The organism is Actinophytocola sp. (assembly GCF_049647105.1).
Classification (GTDB): domain Bacteria; phylum Actinomycetota; class Actinomycetes; order Mycobacteriales; family Pseudonocardiaceae; genus Actinophytocola.
Window position 1 is genome coordinate 22,495 of record NZ_JBARWZ010000163.1, and the last position, 16,988, is coordinate 39,482.

The 16,988-nt window shown below is 68.5% G+C and carries 15 protein-coding genes; all 15 read left to right on the top strand.

Annotated elements, in window-relative coordinates:
- The first annotated feature begins 196 nt into the window (after positions 1-196).
- Positions 197-784, top strand: a complete 588-nt coding sequence (locus WBA97_RS20485; protein WP_424232482.1) for an SAF domain-containing protein — start codon at positions 197-199, stop codon at positions 782-784.
- Positions 784-1,626: a chromosome partitioning protein gene (locus WBA97_RS20490; protein WP_424232483.1), complete on the top strand. Its 843-nt coding sequence runs from the start codon at positions 784-786 to the stop codon at positions 1,624-1,626. The genes WBA97_RS20485 and WBA97_RS20490 overlap by 1 nt, the downstream gene beginning before the upstream one ends.
- Complete coding sequence (locus WBA97_RS20495) at positions 1,623-3,074, top strand: CpaF family protein (RefSeq protein WP_424232484.1); 1,452 nt, start codon at positions 1,623-1,625, stop codon at positions 3,072-3,074. Before WBA97_RS20490 ends, WBA97_RS20495 begins: the two co-directional genes overlap by 4 nt.
- Positions 3,071-3,994, top strand: coding sequence for a type II secretion system F family protein (locus WBA97_RS20500; protein ID WP_424232485.1), 924 nt, complete (start codon positions 3,071-3,073; stop codon positions 3,992-3,994). Before WBA97_RS20495 ends, WBA97_RS20500 begins: the two co-directional genes overlap by 4 nt.
- The gene (locus WBA97_RS20505) at positions 3,991-4,884 is read left to right on the top strand and encodes a type II secretion system F family protein (protein WP_424232486.1); all 894 of its coding nucleotides are present in this window, start codon (positions 3,991-3,993) and stop codon (positions 4,882-4,884) included. Before WBA97_RS20500 ends, WBA97_RS20505 begins: the two co-directional genes overlap by 4 nt.
- A 49-nt stretch (positions 4,885-4,933) precedes the next feature.
- On the top strand, positions 4,934-5,119 hold the full coding sequence (locus WBA97_RS20510; RefSeq protein WP_424232487.1) for a hypothetical protein: 186 nt from the start codon (positions 4,934-4,936) through the stop codon (positions 5,117-5,119).
- Positions 5,120-5,328: 209 nt separating this feature from the next.
- The gene (locus WBA97_RS20515; protein ID WP_424232488.1) at positions 5,329-5,997 is read left to right on the top strand and encodes a TnsA-like heteromeric transposase endonuclease subunit; all 669 of its coding nucleotides are present in this window, start codon (positions 5,329-5,331) and stop codon (positions 5,995-5,997) included.
- On the top strand, positions 5,994-8,177 hold the full coding sequence (locus WBA97_RS20520) for a Mu transposase C-terminal domain-containing protein (RefSeq protein ID WP_424232489.1): 2,184 nt from the start codon (positions 5,994-5,996) through the stop codon (positions 8,175-8,177). The genes WBA97_RS20515 and WBA97_RS20520 overlap by 4 nt, the downstream gene beginning before the upstream one ends.
- A complete protein-coding gene (locus tag WBA97_RS20525) occupies positions 8,174-9,325 on the top strand; it encodes an ATP-binding protein (protein WP_424232490.1) in 1,152 nt (383 codons plus the stop codon). Before WBA97_RS20520 ends, WBA97_RS20525 begins: the two co-directional genes overlap by 4 nt.
- Positions 9,322-11,661, top strand: coding sequence for a LysR family transcriptional regulator (locus tag WBA97_RS20530; RefSeq protein ID WP_424232491.1), 2,340 nt, complete (start codon positions 9,322-9,324; stop codon positions 11,659-11,661). The genes WBA97_RS20525 and WBA97_RS20530 overlap by 4 nt, the downstream gene beginning before the upstream one ends.
- Before the next feature lie 191 nt (positions 11,662-11,852).
- Complete coding sequence (locus WBA97_RS20535; protein WP_424232492.1) at positions 11,853-12,260, top strand: TadE/TadG family type IV pilus assembly protein; 408 nt, start codon at positions 11,853-11,855, stop codon at positions 12,258-12,260.
- Complete coding sequence (locus WBA97_RS20540) at positions 12,257-12,751, top strand: TadE/TadG family type IV pilus assembly protein (protein ID WP_424232493.1); 495 nt, start codon at positions 12,257-12,259, stop codon at positions 12,749-12,751. Before WBA97_RS20535 ends, WBA97_RS20540 begins: the two co-directional genes overlap by 4 nt.
- Positions 12,752-12,810: 59 nt before the next feature.
- Positions 12,811-13,266: a pilus assembly protein TadG-related protein gene (locus tag WBA97_RS20545; RefSeq protein ID WP_424232494.1), complete on the top strand. Its 456-nt coding sequence runs from the start codon at positions 12,811-12,813 to the stop codon at positions 13,264-13,266.
- On the top strand, positions 13,253-13,687 hold the full coding sequence (locus WBA97_RS20550; RefSeq protein WP_424232495.1) for a hypothetical protein: 435 nt from the start codon (positions 13,253-13,255) through the stop codon (positions 13,685-13,687). Before WBA97_RS20545 ends, WBA97_RS20550 begins: the two co-directional genes overlap by 14 nt.
- Positions 13,688-13,779: 92 nt before the next feature.
- Positions 13,780-16,830 (top strand): BTAD domain-containing putative transcriptional regulator, encoded by a 3,051-nt coding sequence (locus WBA97_RS20555; protein ID WP_424232496.1) that lies wholly within the window; start codon positions 13,780-13,782, stop codon positions 16,828-16,830.
- Positions 16,831-16,988: the final 158 nt, after the last annotated feature.

The following is a 16,988-nucleotide window of genomic DNA, read 5'->3' on the forward strand; positions in this document are numbered from 1 at the left end:
TTGAGAGCAAGGCACGTCGAACATCCGAGTCGACGCGCCGCGATGGCGTCATGCCTGAAGGAGGTCGGTGGTGACAACTACCGCAGGTTCGACCAGCACGGACACGACGACGCGGAAACCGGCGTCGGCGAACGCGTGGGCTGGCCGTGACGACAAGACTCCTTCGCGCTTGAGCGGCAGCGGTCGGCGCCGCAGCGTGCCCTACCTGTTGCTCGGTGTTCTGTTGGTTCTGGTATGCGCGGCCGGAGGTGTGTTCGCCGGAATGCAGCTGGGCGAGCGGGAAAGCGTGCTCGCGTTGGCCCGTCCCGTTGCCGTAGGCCAAATCCTCACTGCACAGGATCTCAAGCAGGCCAGCATGGCGGTGGACTCCATTATGGACGTAATGCCCGCATCGGCTGCGTCCACAGTGGTGGGACAGCCGGTCGCGTTCAGCCTGCCCGCCGGTTCGCTCGTGACCCGATCGGTCCTCGGGACACCGCAGATTCCCGCGCAGGGCAAGGCAATCGCCGCTGTGGGGCTCAAACCGGGCCAGTTCCCGCCCGACCTGTCGCCCGGCACCACCGTCGCTGTCCTCACTACACCAGGGCAGGGCACGACGACAGCTACGTCGACCGGGTCCGGACAGACGTCGTCGTGGACCGCGGTGGTGGCCGGTATTGCCACGCGTGAGATCGAGCAGACCACGGTGGTGTCACTGCAACTGTCCGAATCGGACGCTCGGGCGTTGGCATCCGCCCCGGCGGGGCAACTCAGCCTGGTCGCGATCGCGGGAGGTGGTCGCTGATGCTCATCGCCGTCTGCTCACTCAAAGGGTCGCCCGGCGTGACCACCCTGGCGACCGCGCTCGGCGCCCGCTGGCCGGGTCAGAAGAACCCGATCGTGGTCGAAGTCGACCCTGCCGGCGGTGACCTCATGGCCCGCTTCCGGCTGCCTGACACACCGAGTCTGGTGAGCTTGGCCGCGGCGGCGCGAGGCCGCGGCCGCGCCGACCCGACTCTGCTCGACCAGCACACTCAGCTTCTCCCCGGTGGCTTGCGGGTGGTGGTCGGCCCGGTCGGCGCTGAACAAGCTCGTGCCGCTCTGGGGGTGCTGGCCTCGGGGCCGTCCTCGCCGCTGCGGCGGGCCGCGGACCAGCCGGGGACCACGGTGATCGCCGACTGCGGCCGGGTCGATCCCGACTCATCCGCGTTCCCGATCATCCGCAGCGCGGACGCGATGCTGCTGGTCGCCCGCCCTCACGACGACGAGCTCGCGCACGTCGCGATCAAGCTGCAGGCCGCCCAGCAGTGGTCGCGACGCCCGTGCTTCGTCCTGGTCGGCGACGGCTACCCGACCGGGGAGGTCTCCCATGCGCTGCGCATCCCGGTGATGGGTCGCGTGCCGCGGGACGACAAGGGTGCCGCCGTGCTGTGCGGCCAGGGCACCGGTCGACGTGGGCCCGACAAGTCCGCGCTCGGCCGGGCCGCCGTCAAGATCGCGCTCAACATTCACGCGCACTGGCACGCGCTGGCAGGGAGCGGAGGCACCCGTGCACCACACCTGTGGGTGGCTGTTCCGGGTGAGCCGGTCTCGGGCGCGGCCCTGCAACCGCTCGGGTCGCAGACCCGAAACGGAGCGCCGTCATGACCCGGCCCGGCCTTGGCGATCCGCGCCTGACGACCTCGACCAACGGCGCTGGCCCGAACCCGGTCGTTGCCCAGCATCTGCCTGGACCGGCAGAGCTGCCTCACCGGCCCGCTGGTGAGGCAGCCGCTGTGGAGCGGCTGCGGCAGCACCTGCGCGACAAGTTGTCCACCCAGCTCAGCCAACGTATCCGGGCCGACGAGACCGCTGGCCGACCGCCGATGGACGCCCCGCAACGCCGGCGGTTGGCCGAGGCGATCCTGACCGACGCGGCCGAGGCGCATGCGCAGGCTGAACTTCGTAACTCCGCCACCGGCGGGATGCTGGTGGCGCCCGAGGTCGAGCAGCGGCTGATCCGCCAGGTCCTCGACGAGGTCTTCGGCCTGGCCGGATTGGAACCGCTGCTGGCCGACAGCGACATCGAGAACATCAACATCAACGGTGACCGCGTCTTCGTCAAGTACGCCGACGGCCGCCGCAACCGTTTGCCACCGGTCGTCGGGTCGGACACCGAGCTGATCGACCTCATCCGTGACCTGGCCACCCGCTCCGGGGTGGAAGAGCGTCGCTTCGACCGCGGCAGTCCGATCGTGAACTTCCAGCTGCCCGGTGGCGAGCGCGTCTCGGCGGTCATGGCGGTCACTACGCGGCCGTCGGTGTCGATCCGCCGGCATCGGTTCGCCAAGGTCACCCTGGCCGAGCTGCGCGAGAACGGCACCATCGACCTCGCCCTGGAGAGCTTCCTGAAAGCCCTGGTGCGGGCCAAGCGCAACATCCTGGTCACCGGCGGCACGGCGATCGGCAAGACCACGCTGCTGCGCGGACTGGCCTCGGCCATCCCGCCGTGGGAGCGACTGATCACCATCGAGGACGTCTTCGAACTCGGTCTCGGCGAAGACGCCGACGCTCACCCGGACGTGGTAGCGCTGCAGGCCCGCGAACCGAACATCGAGGGCCAGGGCGAGATCTCCCTGTCGGACCTGGTGTGGCAGTCACTGCGCATGTCGCCGGACCGAGTCATCGTCGGCGAGGTCCGCGGACCGGAGGTCATTCCGCTGACCAACGCCATGTCCATGGGCAACGACGGCAGCATGGGCACCCTCCACTCCTCCAGCAGCCAGGGCGCGTTCACCAAGCTGGCCGCCTACGCAGTGCAGGGCCCCGAGCGGTTGCCGATGGAAGCGACCAACCTGCTGGTCGCCGCGGCGTTGCACTTCGTGGTGCACCTGGAGAAGCCCCGCGACGATCCCAGCAAGCGGGTCGTGTCCTCCATCCGCGAAGTCGTCGGTGCCGACGGCGCCCAGATCATCAGCAACGAGGTCTGGCGGCCCGGTCCCGACCTGCGCGCTGTCCCTGGCGCGCCTCTGCGCACCGACACTGTCCACCTGCTCGTCGAGGCGGGCTACGACCCGGACCTGTTCGAGCGGCGTGAAGGGTGGTGGTCGCCATGACCACGACCGCCGCTCTGTTCGGCCTGCTCGGCGCAGGTGCGGCCGTCGGTGTCCTGCTCATCGTCGCCGGAATGCGCGGTCGACCCGCCCGCGCGGCGACGCCGTCGCGGCTGAGCTCCTGGCTGGCCGCACGGCACGACCGCAAGCCGGTCGGGTGGCTCGTTGTGGCCGTGCTCGTCGGCCTGGCCGTCGGTGCGGTCACCGGCTGGGTGGCCGCCGCCATCCTGACCGCCCTCGCGGCCGTCGGCCTGCCGCGGATCCTCGGCTCGAACGTCGACCACAAGCGTCACCTCGAACGCATCGAGGCGATCGCCGGCTGGACGGAGATGCTGCGCGACACCCTGGTCGCCGCGGCCGGTCTGGAACAGGCCATCCTCGCCGCCGCCCCGGTGTGCCCCGAGGCGATCCGCGAGGAGATCACCGAGCTGGCCGTCCGGCTGGAACGCGGCGAACGTCTCGCGCCGTCCCTGCGCTACCTCGCCGACCAGCTGCGCGACCCCACGGCGGACCTGGTGATCTCCGCGCTCGTGCTGGCCGCCGAGCACCAGGCCCGCCAGCTGGCCGATCTGCTCGGCGAGCTGGCCAGCGAGGCGCGCCAGCAGGCGTCGATGCGGATGCGGGTCGAAGCCGGCCGCGCTCGCACCCGGACCAGTGTGCGCGTCATCGTGATCACCACGCTGTCCTTCGCGACCGGTCTGATGCTGCTCAACCGCGGCTATCTCGCCCCGTACGACTCCGCGTTCGGCCAGATCATGCTGCTGTTCGTTGGCGCGTTGTTCGCTGCCTCTTTTGCTTGGCTGGCAAGGATTGCGCGGCTCCGGGATCCTGAGCGCTTCCTCACGGAACTGGCCACGATCCGGCCACACGATGTCGACGTGGACGTCGATGACTTGCTCACCGGGAAGGGAGCGTCGTCATGATCAGCGCGATGCTGTGGGGTGCCGGGCTCGGCATCGGATTGTGGGCGCTGGTGGTCTACGCGTTCCCGCCGAAGCCGCCGCTGCGGACTCTGGTCGACCGGCTGCACGCGGCCCCTGCGCCACCGCCGATCCTCACCGCGGACTCCGACGGCTGGGCCCTGCGCGTGGGCCGCCCGTTCATCAAACCGTTGGCCGCGCTCGGGTTGCCCAACCGCAAGTTGCGCAACGACCTGGCGGTCACCGGCAAGAGCATCGAACACCACCTGGCCGAGAAGGCCACGTTGGCGCTGACGGGGCTGCTGCTGCCGATCCTGATGCATCTACTGCTCGTCGCAGCCGATGTCGGTCTCGGCTGGGCAGTCCCTGCGGTCACCAGTCTGCTGTTCGCGCTTGGTGGGTTCCTCCTGCCGGACATCAGCGTCCGGCAGGAAGCCGAGCGGCGCCGCTCGACCTTCCGGCATGCGCTGTCGGCCTATCTGAACCTGATCCGGGTCCTGCTGGCCGGCGGCGCCGGAGTCGACGGCGCGCTGTCGGATGCGGTGAACATCGGCAAGGGCTGGGCGTTCCAACAGCTGCGCCGTGCGCTGGTCACCGCCAAGCTGACCCGTACCACGCCGTGGTCCACCCTCGGTCAGCTCGGCACCGAACTCGACGTGCACCAACTGTCCGAGTTGGCAGCCTCGGTCAGCCTCGCCGGCACCGAAGGCGCCCGTGTACGCGCCAGCCTCGCGGCCAAGGCCGCGGCGCTGCGCACGCGCGAGCTCACCGACGCCGAGGGCGAAGCCCAAGCCGCCACCGAACGAATGAGCCTTCCAGTGGTGATGTTGTTCGGCGGATTCCTGATTTTCATCGGATTCCCTGCCCTCGCGAGCGTGCTGGCAGGTCTCTGATGTCCACGAGAACTGTCCATACCGGACCCCGAACAACAGGGAGAAGCTGATGCTCACCGAAGTTCAGATCCTCATCGCCCGCATACGGGCCGAGTGGGAGCGGCTGCGCTACGACGAAGGCGGTTACTCGACCGAAGCGGTCGTGGTCACCGCTTTGCTGGCGGTGCTGGCGATCGCGGTCATCGCGGTCATCGCGATCAAGGTCACGCAGAAAGCAAACGGGATCAACCTGTAGGGCCGGTGACCACGATGCCCCGACGCCCGAGCCGACCTCGTGTAGGGAGTCAATGGAGATGTCCTTTGGGCACTCTACTTGTCCCTTGCATGTCCTTCGGTGTGGATATCTGTCCGTGAGTAGGGGTCCAATGGCGACGATCCCTGACAAGATCATCTCTTGTGGATCTTGTGAGTACTCAGGTGAGTTTCAGGGATGCCGCTGGTGCGGTGCACGAGACGGAGCTGGCGATGGTGCGGACAGCGGATGTGGTGGCCGGCAAGCCTTGGCGAGTGTTCCGCTGGCATCGGGATCAGGCGCACTACTCGGGTTGGTATTGGTCAGCGACGATGGGCAGGCACGTGGTGTACGAGAGCCGGTTGGAGTTGGCACGGCTACTGCTGGCGGATTTCGATCCGCGGGTTCGCTCGATCGCGGCTCAACCGTTTCATGTGACCGGCCCATCGGCAGGACGGATTCGACGGCATGTCCCGGATTTCCTGTTAGTGGACCAGGACGGCCTGGTGACGGTAGTCAATGTCAAACCGGCGGAACGGCTGGCAGACGCGAAGGTGTCCGCGTCGCTGGGTTGGGCGGGCACGGTGTTCACCGAACGCGGCTGGCAGCACGAAATCTGGTCGGGTGCACCGGCGGTGGTGTTGGCGAACGTCCGATTCCTTGCGGCCTACCGCTATCGCAGCCGGGTGGACGCGGATGTGGTCGCCCAGATCCAGGACGCGGTCGCCTGCTCGGCGAGCATCGGCGAGCTGGGGTCCCTCTGGCCACAGCGGTCGGGCGAGATCCGTGCGGCAGCACTGCATCTGCTCTGGCGGGGCGTGTTCTCGGCCGAGCTGTCGGTGCCGCTGTCGTCGGCGACGATGCTGGAGCGTGTCGCATGAGCGAGGAGCACGCCTGGACGGTCACGGTGCGGGTCGGCACCAGGCTGGTGCACGACGGCGAGGTCCACACGGTCGCCGCGGTGGATGCCGACAGCGTGATCCTGCACGGAGCGCGCGGCCAGAGGATGCGGATACACACCGCCACGCTGCTGGCCGATGGGGCGACCAGGATCGTTGGCACACAAGAGAAAAAGCCCGAGTCGATCGGAACACTGCTGGACGACCTGACCGAGCCCGAACGCCGGCAGTGGGAGGAAAAGCTGGGCCATGTTCGGGAGGTTCTCACCGGGCATGTCTCCGGGTTCGCGCAGACAGCCGTTGCCGGAGAACCACGCCCCGGCTACGACCCGTCGTTGCCGGTCACCGATCGCCACCAGGTCAAGGCCGTCGAGCTCGGGGTGACCACACGAACCGTGCGGCGGTGGGTGGCCGCCTTCCGGGAGTCCGGACCGGTGGGGTTGGTCGATGGCAGATCGACACGAACCGCCGACGTGCTCGGTGGCGTGGATCCGCGATGGCTGGCGATGTGCCGGATAGTGCTGGACGAACACATCGAGGCGTCCCGTCCGACCAAGAAACTGGTGCTGGCGCGGGTGTCGGCTCGGCTGGACGCCGAGTACGGGCCGGGCAAGGTGACCGTGCCGGGAGTCAAGAAGGCCCGCGCCGTGCTCGACGAATTGACCCGTGGCACCAACGCGTTCACCGGCAGCACGAAGGGAAAACGGTCGATCGCCGCTCGCCCGCAGGGTATGTACGGGCGGCTTCGGGCGACCCGCCCGGGTGAGTATCTGCTGCTGGACACCACGCCGCTGGATGTGTTCGCGATGGAACCGCTCACCCTGCGCTGGGTGCGCGTCGAGCTCACGATCGCGATGGACCTGCACTCCCGCACGATCGCCGGGCTGCGACTGTCTCCGGTGTCGACCAAGGCGGTCGATGCCGCCGTGGTGTTGTTCGAGACGCTGCGCCCTGCCTCGCGGCGGTCCACCGGCACCGGGTTGTTGCCTTATGCCGGGCTGCCGGATGCGGTGGTGGTCGACACCGAGATTGCCCAGTTCGGCACTGACTCCGGCACTACGACAGCGCCGGCCCACCAAGCTGGGCTGCCGGAAGTGGCCGCGGAGACCGTCGTGGTGGATCACGGCAAGATCTATCTGTCGGAGCACCTGATGGCCGTATGCGAACGGCTGGGGATCTCGGTGCAGCCGGCCCGTCCACTGACACCCACGGACAAGGCCGCGGTCGAACGGTTTTTCCGCACGCTCCGAGAAGGACTGCTCGCCGCGCTGCCCGGCTACAAGGGACCGGACATCCATAGCCGTGGCGCCGATCCGGAGGGCTGCGCCTACTTCTTCCTCGACGAACTGGAGCAGGTGGTCCGGGAATGGATCACCCGGATCTATCACCGCAGGCCCCACCGTGGACTGGTCGAACCGCAGGTGCCGGGTCTGGAGTTGTCCCCGGCGGAGATGTTCGCTTCCGGTGTGGCCCGCGCCGGGCGGTTGCGGATCCCGACGCATCCAGGACTGGTCTTCGACTTTCTGCCCACGGCCTGGCGGACGATCCAGCACTACGGCGTCGAAGTCCACGGGCTGCGCTACAACGGTCCGGCGCTGACCGCCTATCGCAAGCGCACCAGCCCGTTCACCGGGACACACACCGGCAAATGGCCGGTGCGTTACGACCCCGACGACGCGTCCAAGGTCTACTTCCAAGAGCCGACCGACCACACCTGGCACGAGCTGATCTGGGAACACGCCGACGACATCGGTGTGCCGTTCTCGGCCGAGACACTGGCCTATGCCCGCCGTCTGGCGTTGGCCTCGGGGCGGCACGTCGACGAGCGTCACGCCCTGGGCGAGCTGCTGGATCGCTGGGACTCGGGCCTGGTGCGCCATCCCGCGGAGCGGCGGATGGCGATCCGTGCCTCCCAACAACGCCAAGCCCGACTGGGAGCGTCCACGGCAGACAGTGCGACAGCCGAGATCCTCGCGCTGCCCACCATCGCCGCCATCACGCGATCGGAGGAACCGACTCCACCAGCATTGCGGGACAGGCGGTCGTGGGCGGGCGGTGACGACGACAGCGCGGACGAGCTGGACATCGATGGTGACGACGATCTCGGTGCCGACGTGGCCGACGAGGAGTTCTACGCCGACGCTTTGGGGGTGCTGCCGTGAACCGGGGGAACGTCGATACCGAACCGACGGTGCAGGAGCGGGACTGGAACCCCTGCACCAAAGCCGGCTGGTTCGCCATGGCCGAGGCTCCTGCCCGAAACCGGCCACCGTCACGGTCGGCCGAGGAACTCGCTGCGATGCCGCGCGGTCAACGTCTGCGCTATGACGAAGCCCGTGCGCTCTGGCACGCCAACCTCGGCCCGATTCGCACCCCACAACTGGCGGCGGTCTTCGACGACCTCGGGGAGATCGTCGGCAGCAACCGCCAGGACGGGGACAAGGTCAAACCTGCCGCCGTCCTGGACGCGTTGCCCGGCTTGGGAAAAACCACTGCTGCGATGGCGTTCGGGCGCGCCTTCCACCGCGATCAGATCGACCTCTACGGCACACAAGTGGACACTGCCGACGGATCGTGGCAGCGGATCCCGGTCGTCTATCTCGGGCTGACCTCCAACACCACGATGCGCAGCCTGAACGCGATGCTCTGCCGATTTTTCGGGCTTCCCGGAGTCAATCGTGGCAACGCCGATCTGCTCGCGCATCGGGCCGCCGAATGCGTCGCCCGGTGCAAGACCCGGCTGATCATCGTCGATGACGTGCACTTCCTGGACGTCAACCGCCGGGATGGTCGAGAGGTCGCCAACCATTTCAAGTGGCTGGCCAACACCTTCCCCGTGACGTTCCTGTTCGTCGGGGTGGGTTTGCGCGCCCGCGGACTGCTGGACGAAGGACTTTCCGGCGCGGATGCCGCGTTCTCCCAGACCGCCCGCCGTTGGAATGTGCTGTCTCTGCAACCATTCGAGGTCGCGAGCCAGAGTGGGCGGCGCACCTGGCGGCAACTGCTGCTGGGCATCGAACGCGAACTCGTGCTCTCCCAATCCTCTCGTGGCATGGTCGCCGCAGAACTGTCGGACTACCTCTTCGCCCGCTCCAGCGGCCACTTCGCGTCGCTGATGTCGCTGATCAGTCGCGGCTGCTACCGGGCGATCAAGACCGGCACCGAGGCGCTGTCGGTCGAACTGCTGGACACCGTGCGCATCGACGAAGCCGCCGAAACCGCCCGCGGTGAACTTCATGCCGCCCTGGACGCCGGGCTGATGTCCACCAAGCCGGGTAAGACATCGACCGGCCGGAAGGGGGCGGCATGAACAGGAGCCTGCCGTTCACCCTCGCCCCGCTGGACGCAGAGCCGTTCGGATTGTGGTGGCACGCCTACGCCGTCGCCTTCGGTGTCACCCGCACCGAACTCGCCCAAGCCGTCGGCATCCCGACCGACAGGCCACCGGGGCCGGAGAACCACGCGGCGATCTCGGCGGCGACCGGGCTGAGCACCACCACGGTCTCCAGGATGTTCACCACCATTCGGCCATGCCCGCCGGAGCACGTGCTGCGGGTCTGGAGACCACGGCAGTCCAGCCGTTTCTGTCCCGCCTGCCTGGCGGAAGGCACGCCACTGCAGCCCGCGTGGAGCCTGCCGCTGACGTTCCACTGCCTGATCCATCGTGCACCCCTGGCCGAGTGCTGCCCGGCCTGCGGGCAGCCACCACCCAGCCTCATGGCACCGGCCAGGCTCACGCACAGCCCCACATTCTGCCCGTTCTGCGGCCATGACCTCACCACACACCAGCTACGTCCCGACGACAAGGCCACCGCAGCCGCGCAGACGCTGATCAACACGGCGCTGGCGCGGATACGCCACCCGGCACACACCGCCATCGACCGGGAACGGGCCCAAGACGACCTGACCGACCTCACCCTGATCGCCCTGCACCTGACCCAAGACGACATCACCCAACGACGCGGGTTCAGCCACCGGATGCCCGACGCGGCGGCCTTCACCGCGGCTGTCGACCTGCTGGTGGTCGCACCTGATACCGCGGCCGGGCAGGACCGGCTTGCCGATCTGGTCGCGCGAGGACACCGCGGCACACGATCAGGCGCGATCCCGTTCTCCTGGCGAGCCGCCAGTCCGACGCTGATCACCCGGATCGCCCGAGGCCGGGACGCGGCACTCACCCCTATCGAACGCATCCGCCACGCCACGACCCTGCCTACCATGGCGCCGCGGCCACGCCAGGTCACCGATCCAGCGACGACCAAGGCGGATCGGCTTCCCGATCAACTCTGGCCGGTCTGGGCAATCCGGCTCACCGACGACGATTCCCTCGACGGCCCCGTCTTCCGCTCAGCGATGATCGCCGCGCTACTGCTCGCCCACAGCGAACTGCAACTCAACGAGATCACACCACTGCTGCCCCACCGGCCCAGCGCCGATCGGGTCGCCCACCAGTTGCGGCGACTCGCCTCCACATCGCATGGACACACCGCGCTGCGGATCCTCACCGAACTCGCCCTCGCCCTCAACCACAACGACATCCCGATCGACTACGCGCGCCGACGCCGCCTGGTCGCCGACACCGAACTCATCGACAGGTCGACCTGGAGCGGGTTCTGTCGCGGCACAGGCCTGAAATCCGGCAGCACCCGACGACTGGACCTGGCCCGCCGCTACCTCTACGAACTACTCACCGGCGGCAACCTCGCCACCGCACCACGTCCCTACCAACTCGCTGAAGGCGCACCCCGAACCGACCACGTCGAGTTCTGCTCCACCATGCCCACCGCGCTCGTCACGGCCATGTCATCCCACGCCGAAGGGCTGCTTGCCGCCGTCGGCATCACCGGCGAACCGCTGACCTGGCATCCTCCGGTCGAATGGGTCTCGGTCACTTCCTGGCCGGGAGCCGACCCCGAACACACCGATCCCCGACCCATTCACCAAGCACTGCTTGCACAATGGGCCACCGAACCCCACCGGCATTGGGCACCCACCCGCGCCGTCGCCAACGCGCTCGGGATCTCCAGCCACCATCTACGTCACGTGCTGCGCGCCCACCCCATCGGCCATGCTCCATATCAGAGTCATCGGCCCGGAGCCGTCGTCGCGACCGACATCCACAATGGACTCGGCCACCGAGCCGACTCGAATCCGGACGACCGTAAACCGGTCTACTTCGTCGACCCGGCCTGGCTACGCGAGCAATACACCTTTTGGGGTCGCACGCTCGACCACATCGCCGCCGAGATCGGCTGCCGCCCCCACACCCTGCGAGCTTTCGCCGAAACCCAAGGCATCCCACGCCGCCCACGCGGCGGACGCGGCTCCCAACTGCCCGACGCGACAATCACCGATCACCCAGCGGACCTTCCCGAGTTGCTCCGCAAAGCGCTACTCGGCCAACGAGCCCGCGGTCGGGTCGAACGATTTCTGATCATGACCAAGTACCCCAGCCTCAATCAAGCCGCCATCGACACCGGCATCCACCAGAGCACCCTCACCGCCCAACTACAGAACCTCGAACGTGCCTGCGGTGGGCCACTGTTCACACGACGCACCCGGCGCCCCCTCGGACCGCTGACACCCCTGGGAGAACAGCTATGCCAACAAGCACGGGAGCACCTCGACCTCACCTCAAACGCGTGAGAGGCACCAATCATGATCACGGAAAGGACACCTGCGATGCCTCACCACTCACCAATGCGCCAGGACCACTCGTCGTCTCCGCAGGCACCGAGGGACAGAAGACCAGCCCGAACGGACAACACCACGGAATCCCTACACCTCGCACGCGGAACACGCGCGATCGTCCACATCAGCCACGCACTCATGCGGCGTTGCGTCGCCTGCGGACGGATCAGCGTGGCGCCGGCACGGTCGAACTCGTCATCGCCACGCCGCTGCTGTTGCTGCTGATTCTGCTGATCGCGCAGTTCGCCCTGTACATGCACGCCACCCACATCGCCCAAGCCGCAGCGTCCGAAGCACTGTCCACGGCACGGGTGTACGGCGGCAGCGCAACCGCGGGCAACACCGAGGGGCAGCGAATCCTCACGCAACTGGGAAGTGGCCCGCTGCAGGGAACATCGGTCAACGTCAAGAGAGGACCGACCCAGGCATCCGTGACGGTCACTGGGACGGTGATCAACCTGATCCCGTTCGCAACCTTCACAGTTCACGCCGAAGCCGTTGGGCCCGTGGAGAAATTCACCCCGCCGACCGGATCCGGGGCGGTGTCACCATGACCGAGGCCCGGTTCCGTACGCTCACCCCCTCGGCGTGCACGCGAATCCGCGCGCTGCACCGTGACGAACGGGGCTCCGCCGCAGCCGAGGTCACTCTACTGACTCCACTGCTGATCCTGCTGCTGTTGTTCGTGGTGTTCTGCGGCCGACTGGCCGACACCAAGTTGCGGATCAACGACGTCGCGCACCAAGCCGCCCGTGCCGCCACCCTGGCCCGGACCCCATCGCAGGCCACAGCCAACGCTCAAACCACTGCCAGCGCAGCCCTGGCCTCCGCCGGGATCACCTGCCAGTCGCTGTCGGTGTCCACCGACACCCAGGGACTCAAGCCGGGCTCCACGGTGACCGTCACCGTGTCCTGCAGCGTCGGCCTCGGTGACCTGACCGCGCTCGGTGTGCCCGGGAGTCGGACGTTCGAATCCAGCTTCTCCTCCCCAGTCGATGTGTGGCGCGGCACCTACCCGAACGCCCAGGCGGGAGGTGCGCCATGAGGTGGGCCGTATCGCTGCATCGCCGAACGCGCCGGCTGCGCAAGGACGAGGACGGTCGGGTGACTGCCTTCGTCGTCATCATCGCGCTCGCCGCGCTGCTGTTCGCCGGGCTCGTGCTCGACGGCGGGCTCGCGCTGGCTGCCAAGGTCCGCGCGATGGGCGAGGCACAGGAAGCCGCGCGGGCCGGTGCCCAAGAAATCGACCTGGCCGCGTACCGCGCCGACGGCACGGTGCGCCTGGTCCCGCCACAAGCCAGCGCAGCCGCTCACAGCTACCTCGCCGCCGCGGGCCACACCGGCACCGTGTCGGTCGCGGGCAACACGGTGAACGTGACCGTCAGCATCAACCAGCCCACCCAACTGCTGGGACTGGCCAGCATCGGCTCGATCACGGTCACCGGAACCGGGCAAGCCCAACCGCAACGCGGAATCTCCGGAGAAGCCATGACCACCCTCACACGCTCGTACCCAATTCAGTGCCACAACGGGGAAGGAGACCAGGATGGCGACGACTGAAGAGATCGAACGCCGCGTCGAGGAAGCCGACGCCGCCCGCAGCGCGAAGCGGGCCGCCGCGGCCAAGCGCGTCGGTGAGCTCGCGCAGCTGCGGGCAGAAGTGGCCGAGAAACTCGGCGACATCGAGCGAGAGCTCGGTGACGTCCTCGCAGAGTCCAGCGACGTGATCGGTGTTGACGAGCTGGCCAAGTTCATCGACGTACCGGCCGGTGACCTCACCCATTGGCTCAACGGCCGGAAAACGACTCGCCCCAAGCGCAAAAGGTCCACCAGCACCTCTACCGAGAAAAGCGATGCGAGTCAGGCACCGGCCACAGCGAAGACACCGCCGGCCAGCCAGACATCCGCATCACCCGAGCTCGCCGCGCCTCGCAACGGCGCGGCGGACACGCCCAGCCGGGTTCCCGCGGCGGTGACGTGACATCGCCACTCCGGCTCGTTCACCGTCCGCCGCTGTCTTGGGTGGCGACCGCGGAGTCGTAAACCTGCACGTTTCAAGGAATCGAGCACGTCGTGACCGCACACTCGCACTTCTCTCACCGGAAGCCGATACGGTCGAGCACAGGCTGGCCCGGCTGGTCGGTGCTGGCCGCCACGCTCCGGTTCGTGCGCGGCCTGCTCGCGTGCGTCGTCCTGCTCGCCCTCGTGACGGGTCTGCCCTGGGCCCTGGTGCACTTCGTGGGCTGGCCACTGCCCAACCACGTGCCGACCTGGGACGAGATTCAGGCGACGCTGCTCAACCCGATGAGCGCGCAGTTCCTGCTAAACATCTTGGCGGTGTTGTGCTGGATCGTCTGGTTCTTCTTCGCGCTCGACGTCCTGCGCTGCACCATCGACGCGGCACGCGGGATCACCTGGCCGCCGGTCCACCCACCCGGCCCGCTGCACGGGCTCGCCGCGGCCCTGATCGGCACCATCGTGCTGACCCTGCTCGGCAACCGGACCCCGTACACGGCGCCCAACCCGACGACCGCAGCCCTGACCGCCGATCTCACGCCGGTCGCGGTCGTCGCGCCGCTGACCCCAGGCCCGACCACGCAAGCCGTGGCTCCGCAGGCGGCCGTCGGCCCAGCGACCACATTGGTGGTCGACCGGGCGGCCCCGGCCCCGCTGGGCATGGTCCAGGTCACCGAGGAAGTCCGGCTCCCGTACGACGGGATCTACGACGGCCTGTGGCGGGTCGCCGAACGCATCTACGGTCCGGGCGGTGGCAGCCGCTGGCCCGAGGTGTTCCAGCTCAACCGCGGCGTGGAACAGCCCGACGGCCGCGCGCTGACCCAGCCCAATCTCGTTCGGCCCGGCTGGAAGATCACCGCCTACATTCCCGCCCCGCCCGAAGCACATCCTCCCGGCGAGCAGCAGCCGCAGGTGCCGCCCCAGCAGCCACCGCCACCTCCTCCGACGAGCACCGCGCCGACCACGCCACCGTCAACACAGCCCGCACCGAACACGACCCCGGAGCCGGCCACGACAGACCGGGCCGGTGAGCACCACGAAGACCAGACCGAACCGGGACTGGACCTGCTGACGGGCGTGTTCGTCAGCCTCGGCCTCGCCGGAGCCATCACCGCGGCCACGGTGTCAGCCAGGATGTGGCGGCGACGCCGCTATCGCATAGGCAGCGGCGACCGCGTCGACCTGCAGCGGCCGATCGCGCCCGTGGTCCGCGCCCTACGGGCCGCGCACGACCACGACGACAACGACCAGCGGCCCGGTAACGACGTGGAGTTCGTCGACCTCGCCCCGGCTCCACCGCAGATCCACATCACCGCCGCCGGGGCCCTGGAACCCGACGACAAACCAGTCCCCGTACCGGCGAGGGTCGGCGTGCGGGGCGGTCGCGAACTTGCTCTGAACCTCGCCAGCACCCGCGGCCTCGGCCTGGCCGGTCCCGGCGCGCCCGCCGCTACTCGCGCGCTCCTGCTGCACCTGCTCACCGAACAGCAGCCCGGCGACGGCATCTGCGTGCTCGTGTCCGCCGACGACCTGCACCTCGTCTTCGATGGCGCCGACGTCGAGAACCTGCCGTCCACCGTCCACGTCGTCACCTCGCTCGACGCCGCTCTCGATGAGATGGAAACGGCCCTGCTCACCCGCACTCGCCACGCCGTCGAGGAGTCCGAATCCCAACTCACCCCGGCCTCGCTCGTGCTGCTCGCCAGCCCCGCGCCTCACGCCGAACGGCGCCTGCAGGCCGTGCTCGACAACGGCTCCACCCTCGGTCTGGCTGGCGTGCTCCTCGGTCAGTGGCGCGCCGGCGCGACCGTGCGCGTCCGCCACGACGGCACCGTCAGCGCGACCAGCCCTGGCCTGGGCGACGCTCTGGCCGACACGCGCCTGTTCAGCCTGCCCGCGGCCGACGCGACCGAGTTGCTTGCCGTGCTCCGTGATGCCGTAGGCCCGGGCGAGCACATGACACCGGCCCAGACCGACCTGCGCGGCAAACATCAGGTGCCTCTCGCGGACGACCGCGAGTACGAACACGACGTTGTGCACGCGCCGCCCTTTCCCGAGCAGCGCTCGGCCGAGGAAATGACGCAGCTCGAATCCACTCGCCCGCAGGAGCCGGAGGACAACCCGCAGACCTCCCCGGCCTCGAACCTGCAGCTGCTGGATGCCCCGCCCGTCCCCGGGGACGGGCGGCTGTGTACCTCGGCCCCAGCCGCACCGGACGAGGCCCCCGAGGACCGCCTCACAGCTGCCGAGCCAGCCGGTGAGCGGACACGGCAGCCCGAGCAACCGCTGGAGCCGCGGAACAGTGACGAGTCCATGCCGCGGCGACCGCTGGCCGTGCACGTGCTGGGGCGCCTGCACCTGGCCCTTCGCGACGACAAGGGAGACCGCGAGCTCAGCGGCGCGCTCACACCGAAACAGCGAGAAGTGCTCGTCTACCTCGCGCTGCACCCGCACGGCGTCCGCCGCGAAGTCCTCAACGAGGCCGTCTGGCCCGACAGCCGGCCACCACGACCGTACAACTCGTTCCACAACACCCTGTCGATGCTGCGCCGAGCGCTCGGCGACGCCACCGACGGTCTGATCACGAACCTCGTCCTCAACGCCGATGGCCGATACCAGCTCAATGACGAACTCGTCGTCGTCGACTACTGGCGACTCCAGCACGCCCTGCAGGCGCCACGCTCAGACAATGCCGAGGCCCAGGCCCGGCTGCGAGACGCCATCGAGCTCTACCAGGGCGACCTCGCCGAGGACCTGCTTGTCCCCTGGGTCGAGCCGTTCCGCGAGGCCACACGCCGCGACGTCCTGGACGCGCTCGGCACCCTCCTCCGCGCGCACGGCGACGCCGACCCAGACACCATGCTCACGATGCTGGAACGCACCCGGAAGCTCGACCGGTACAACGAAGGCATCTACCGCGACATCATCCGCACCCAAGCCCGCCTCGGCCACTACGCCGCCATCCCCCGCACCCTCGCCCTGCTGACCACGACACTCGACGAGATCGGCCAACACCCCAGCGCTGACACCCTCAACCTCGCCGACTTCCTCCAACGCCGCGGCAGCACCCGCCGGGTGGTTTCCACCGACAACGCCGCGGCCAGCTGAACCGCGTCCGACATCGCAGCGGTTCCTCAGCCCTGCGTTCCACAGATAATCGGGATCTGATGACATGTCTGGTGGCGTCGTGGCAGGTCAGGACGTTGCGACCTAGCGGAAACACCGAAAACGCCTAGTGACACGTTTCGCGTGGCTACCCGCAGTGA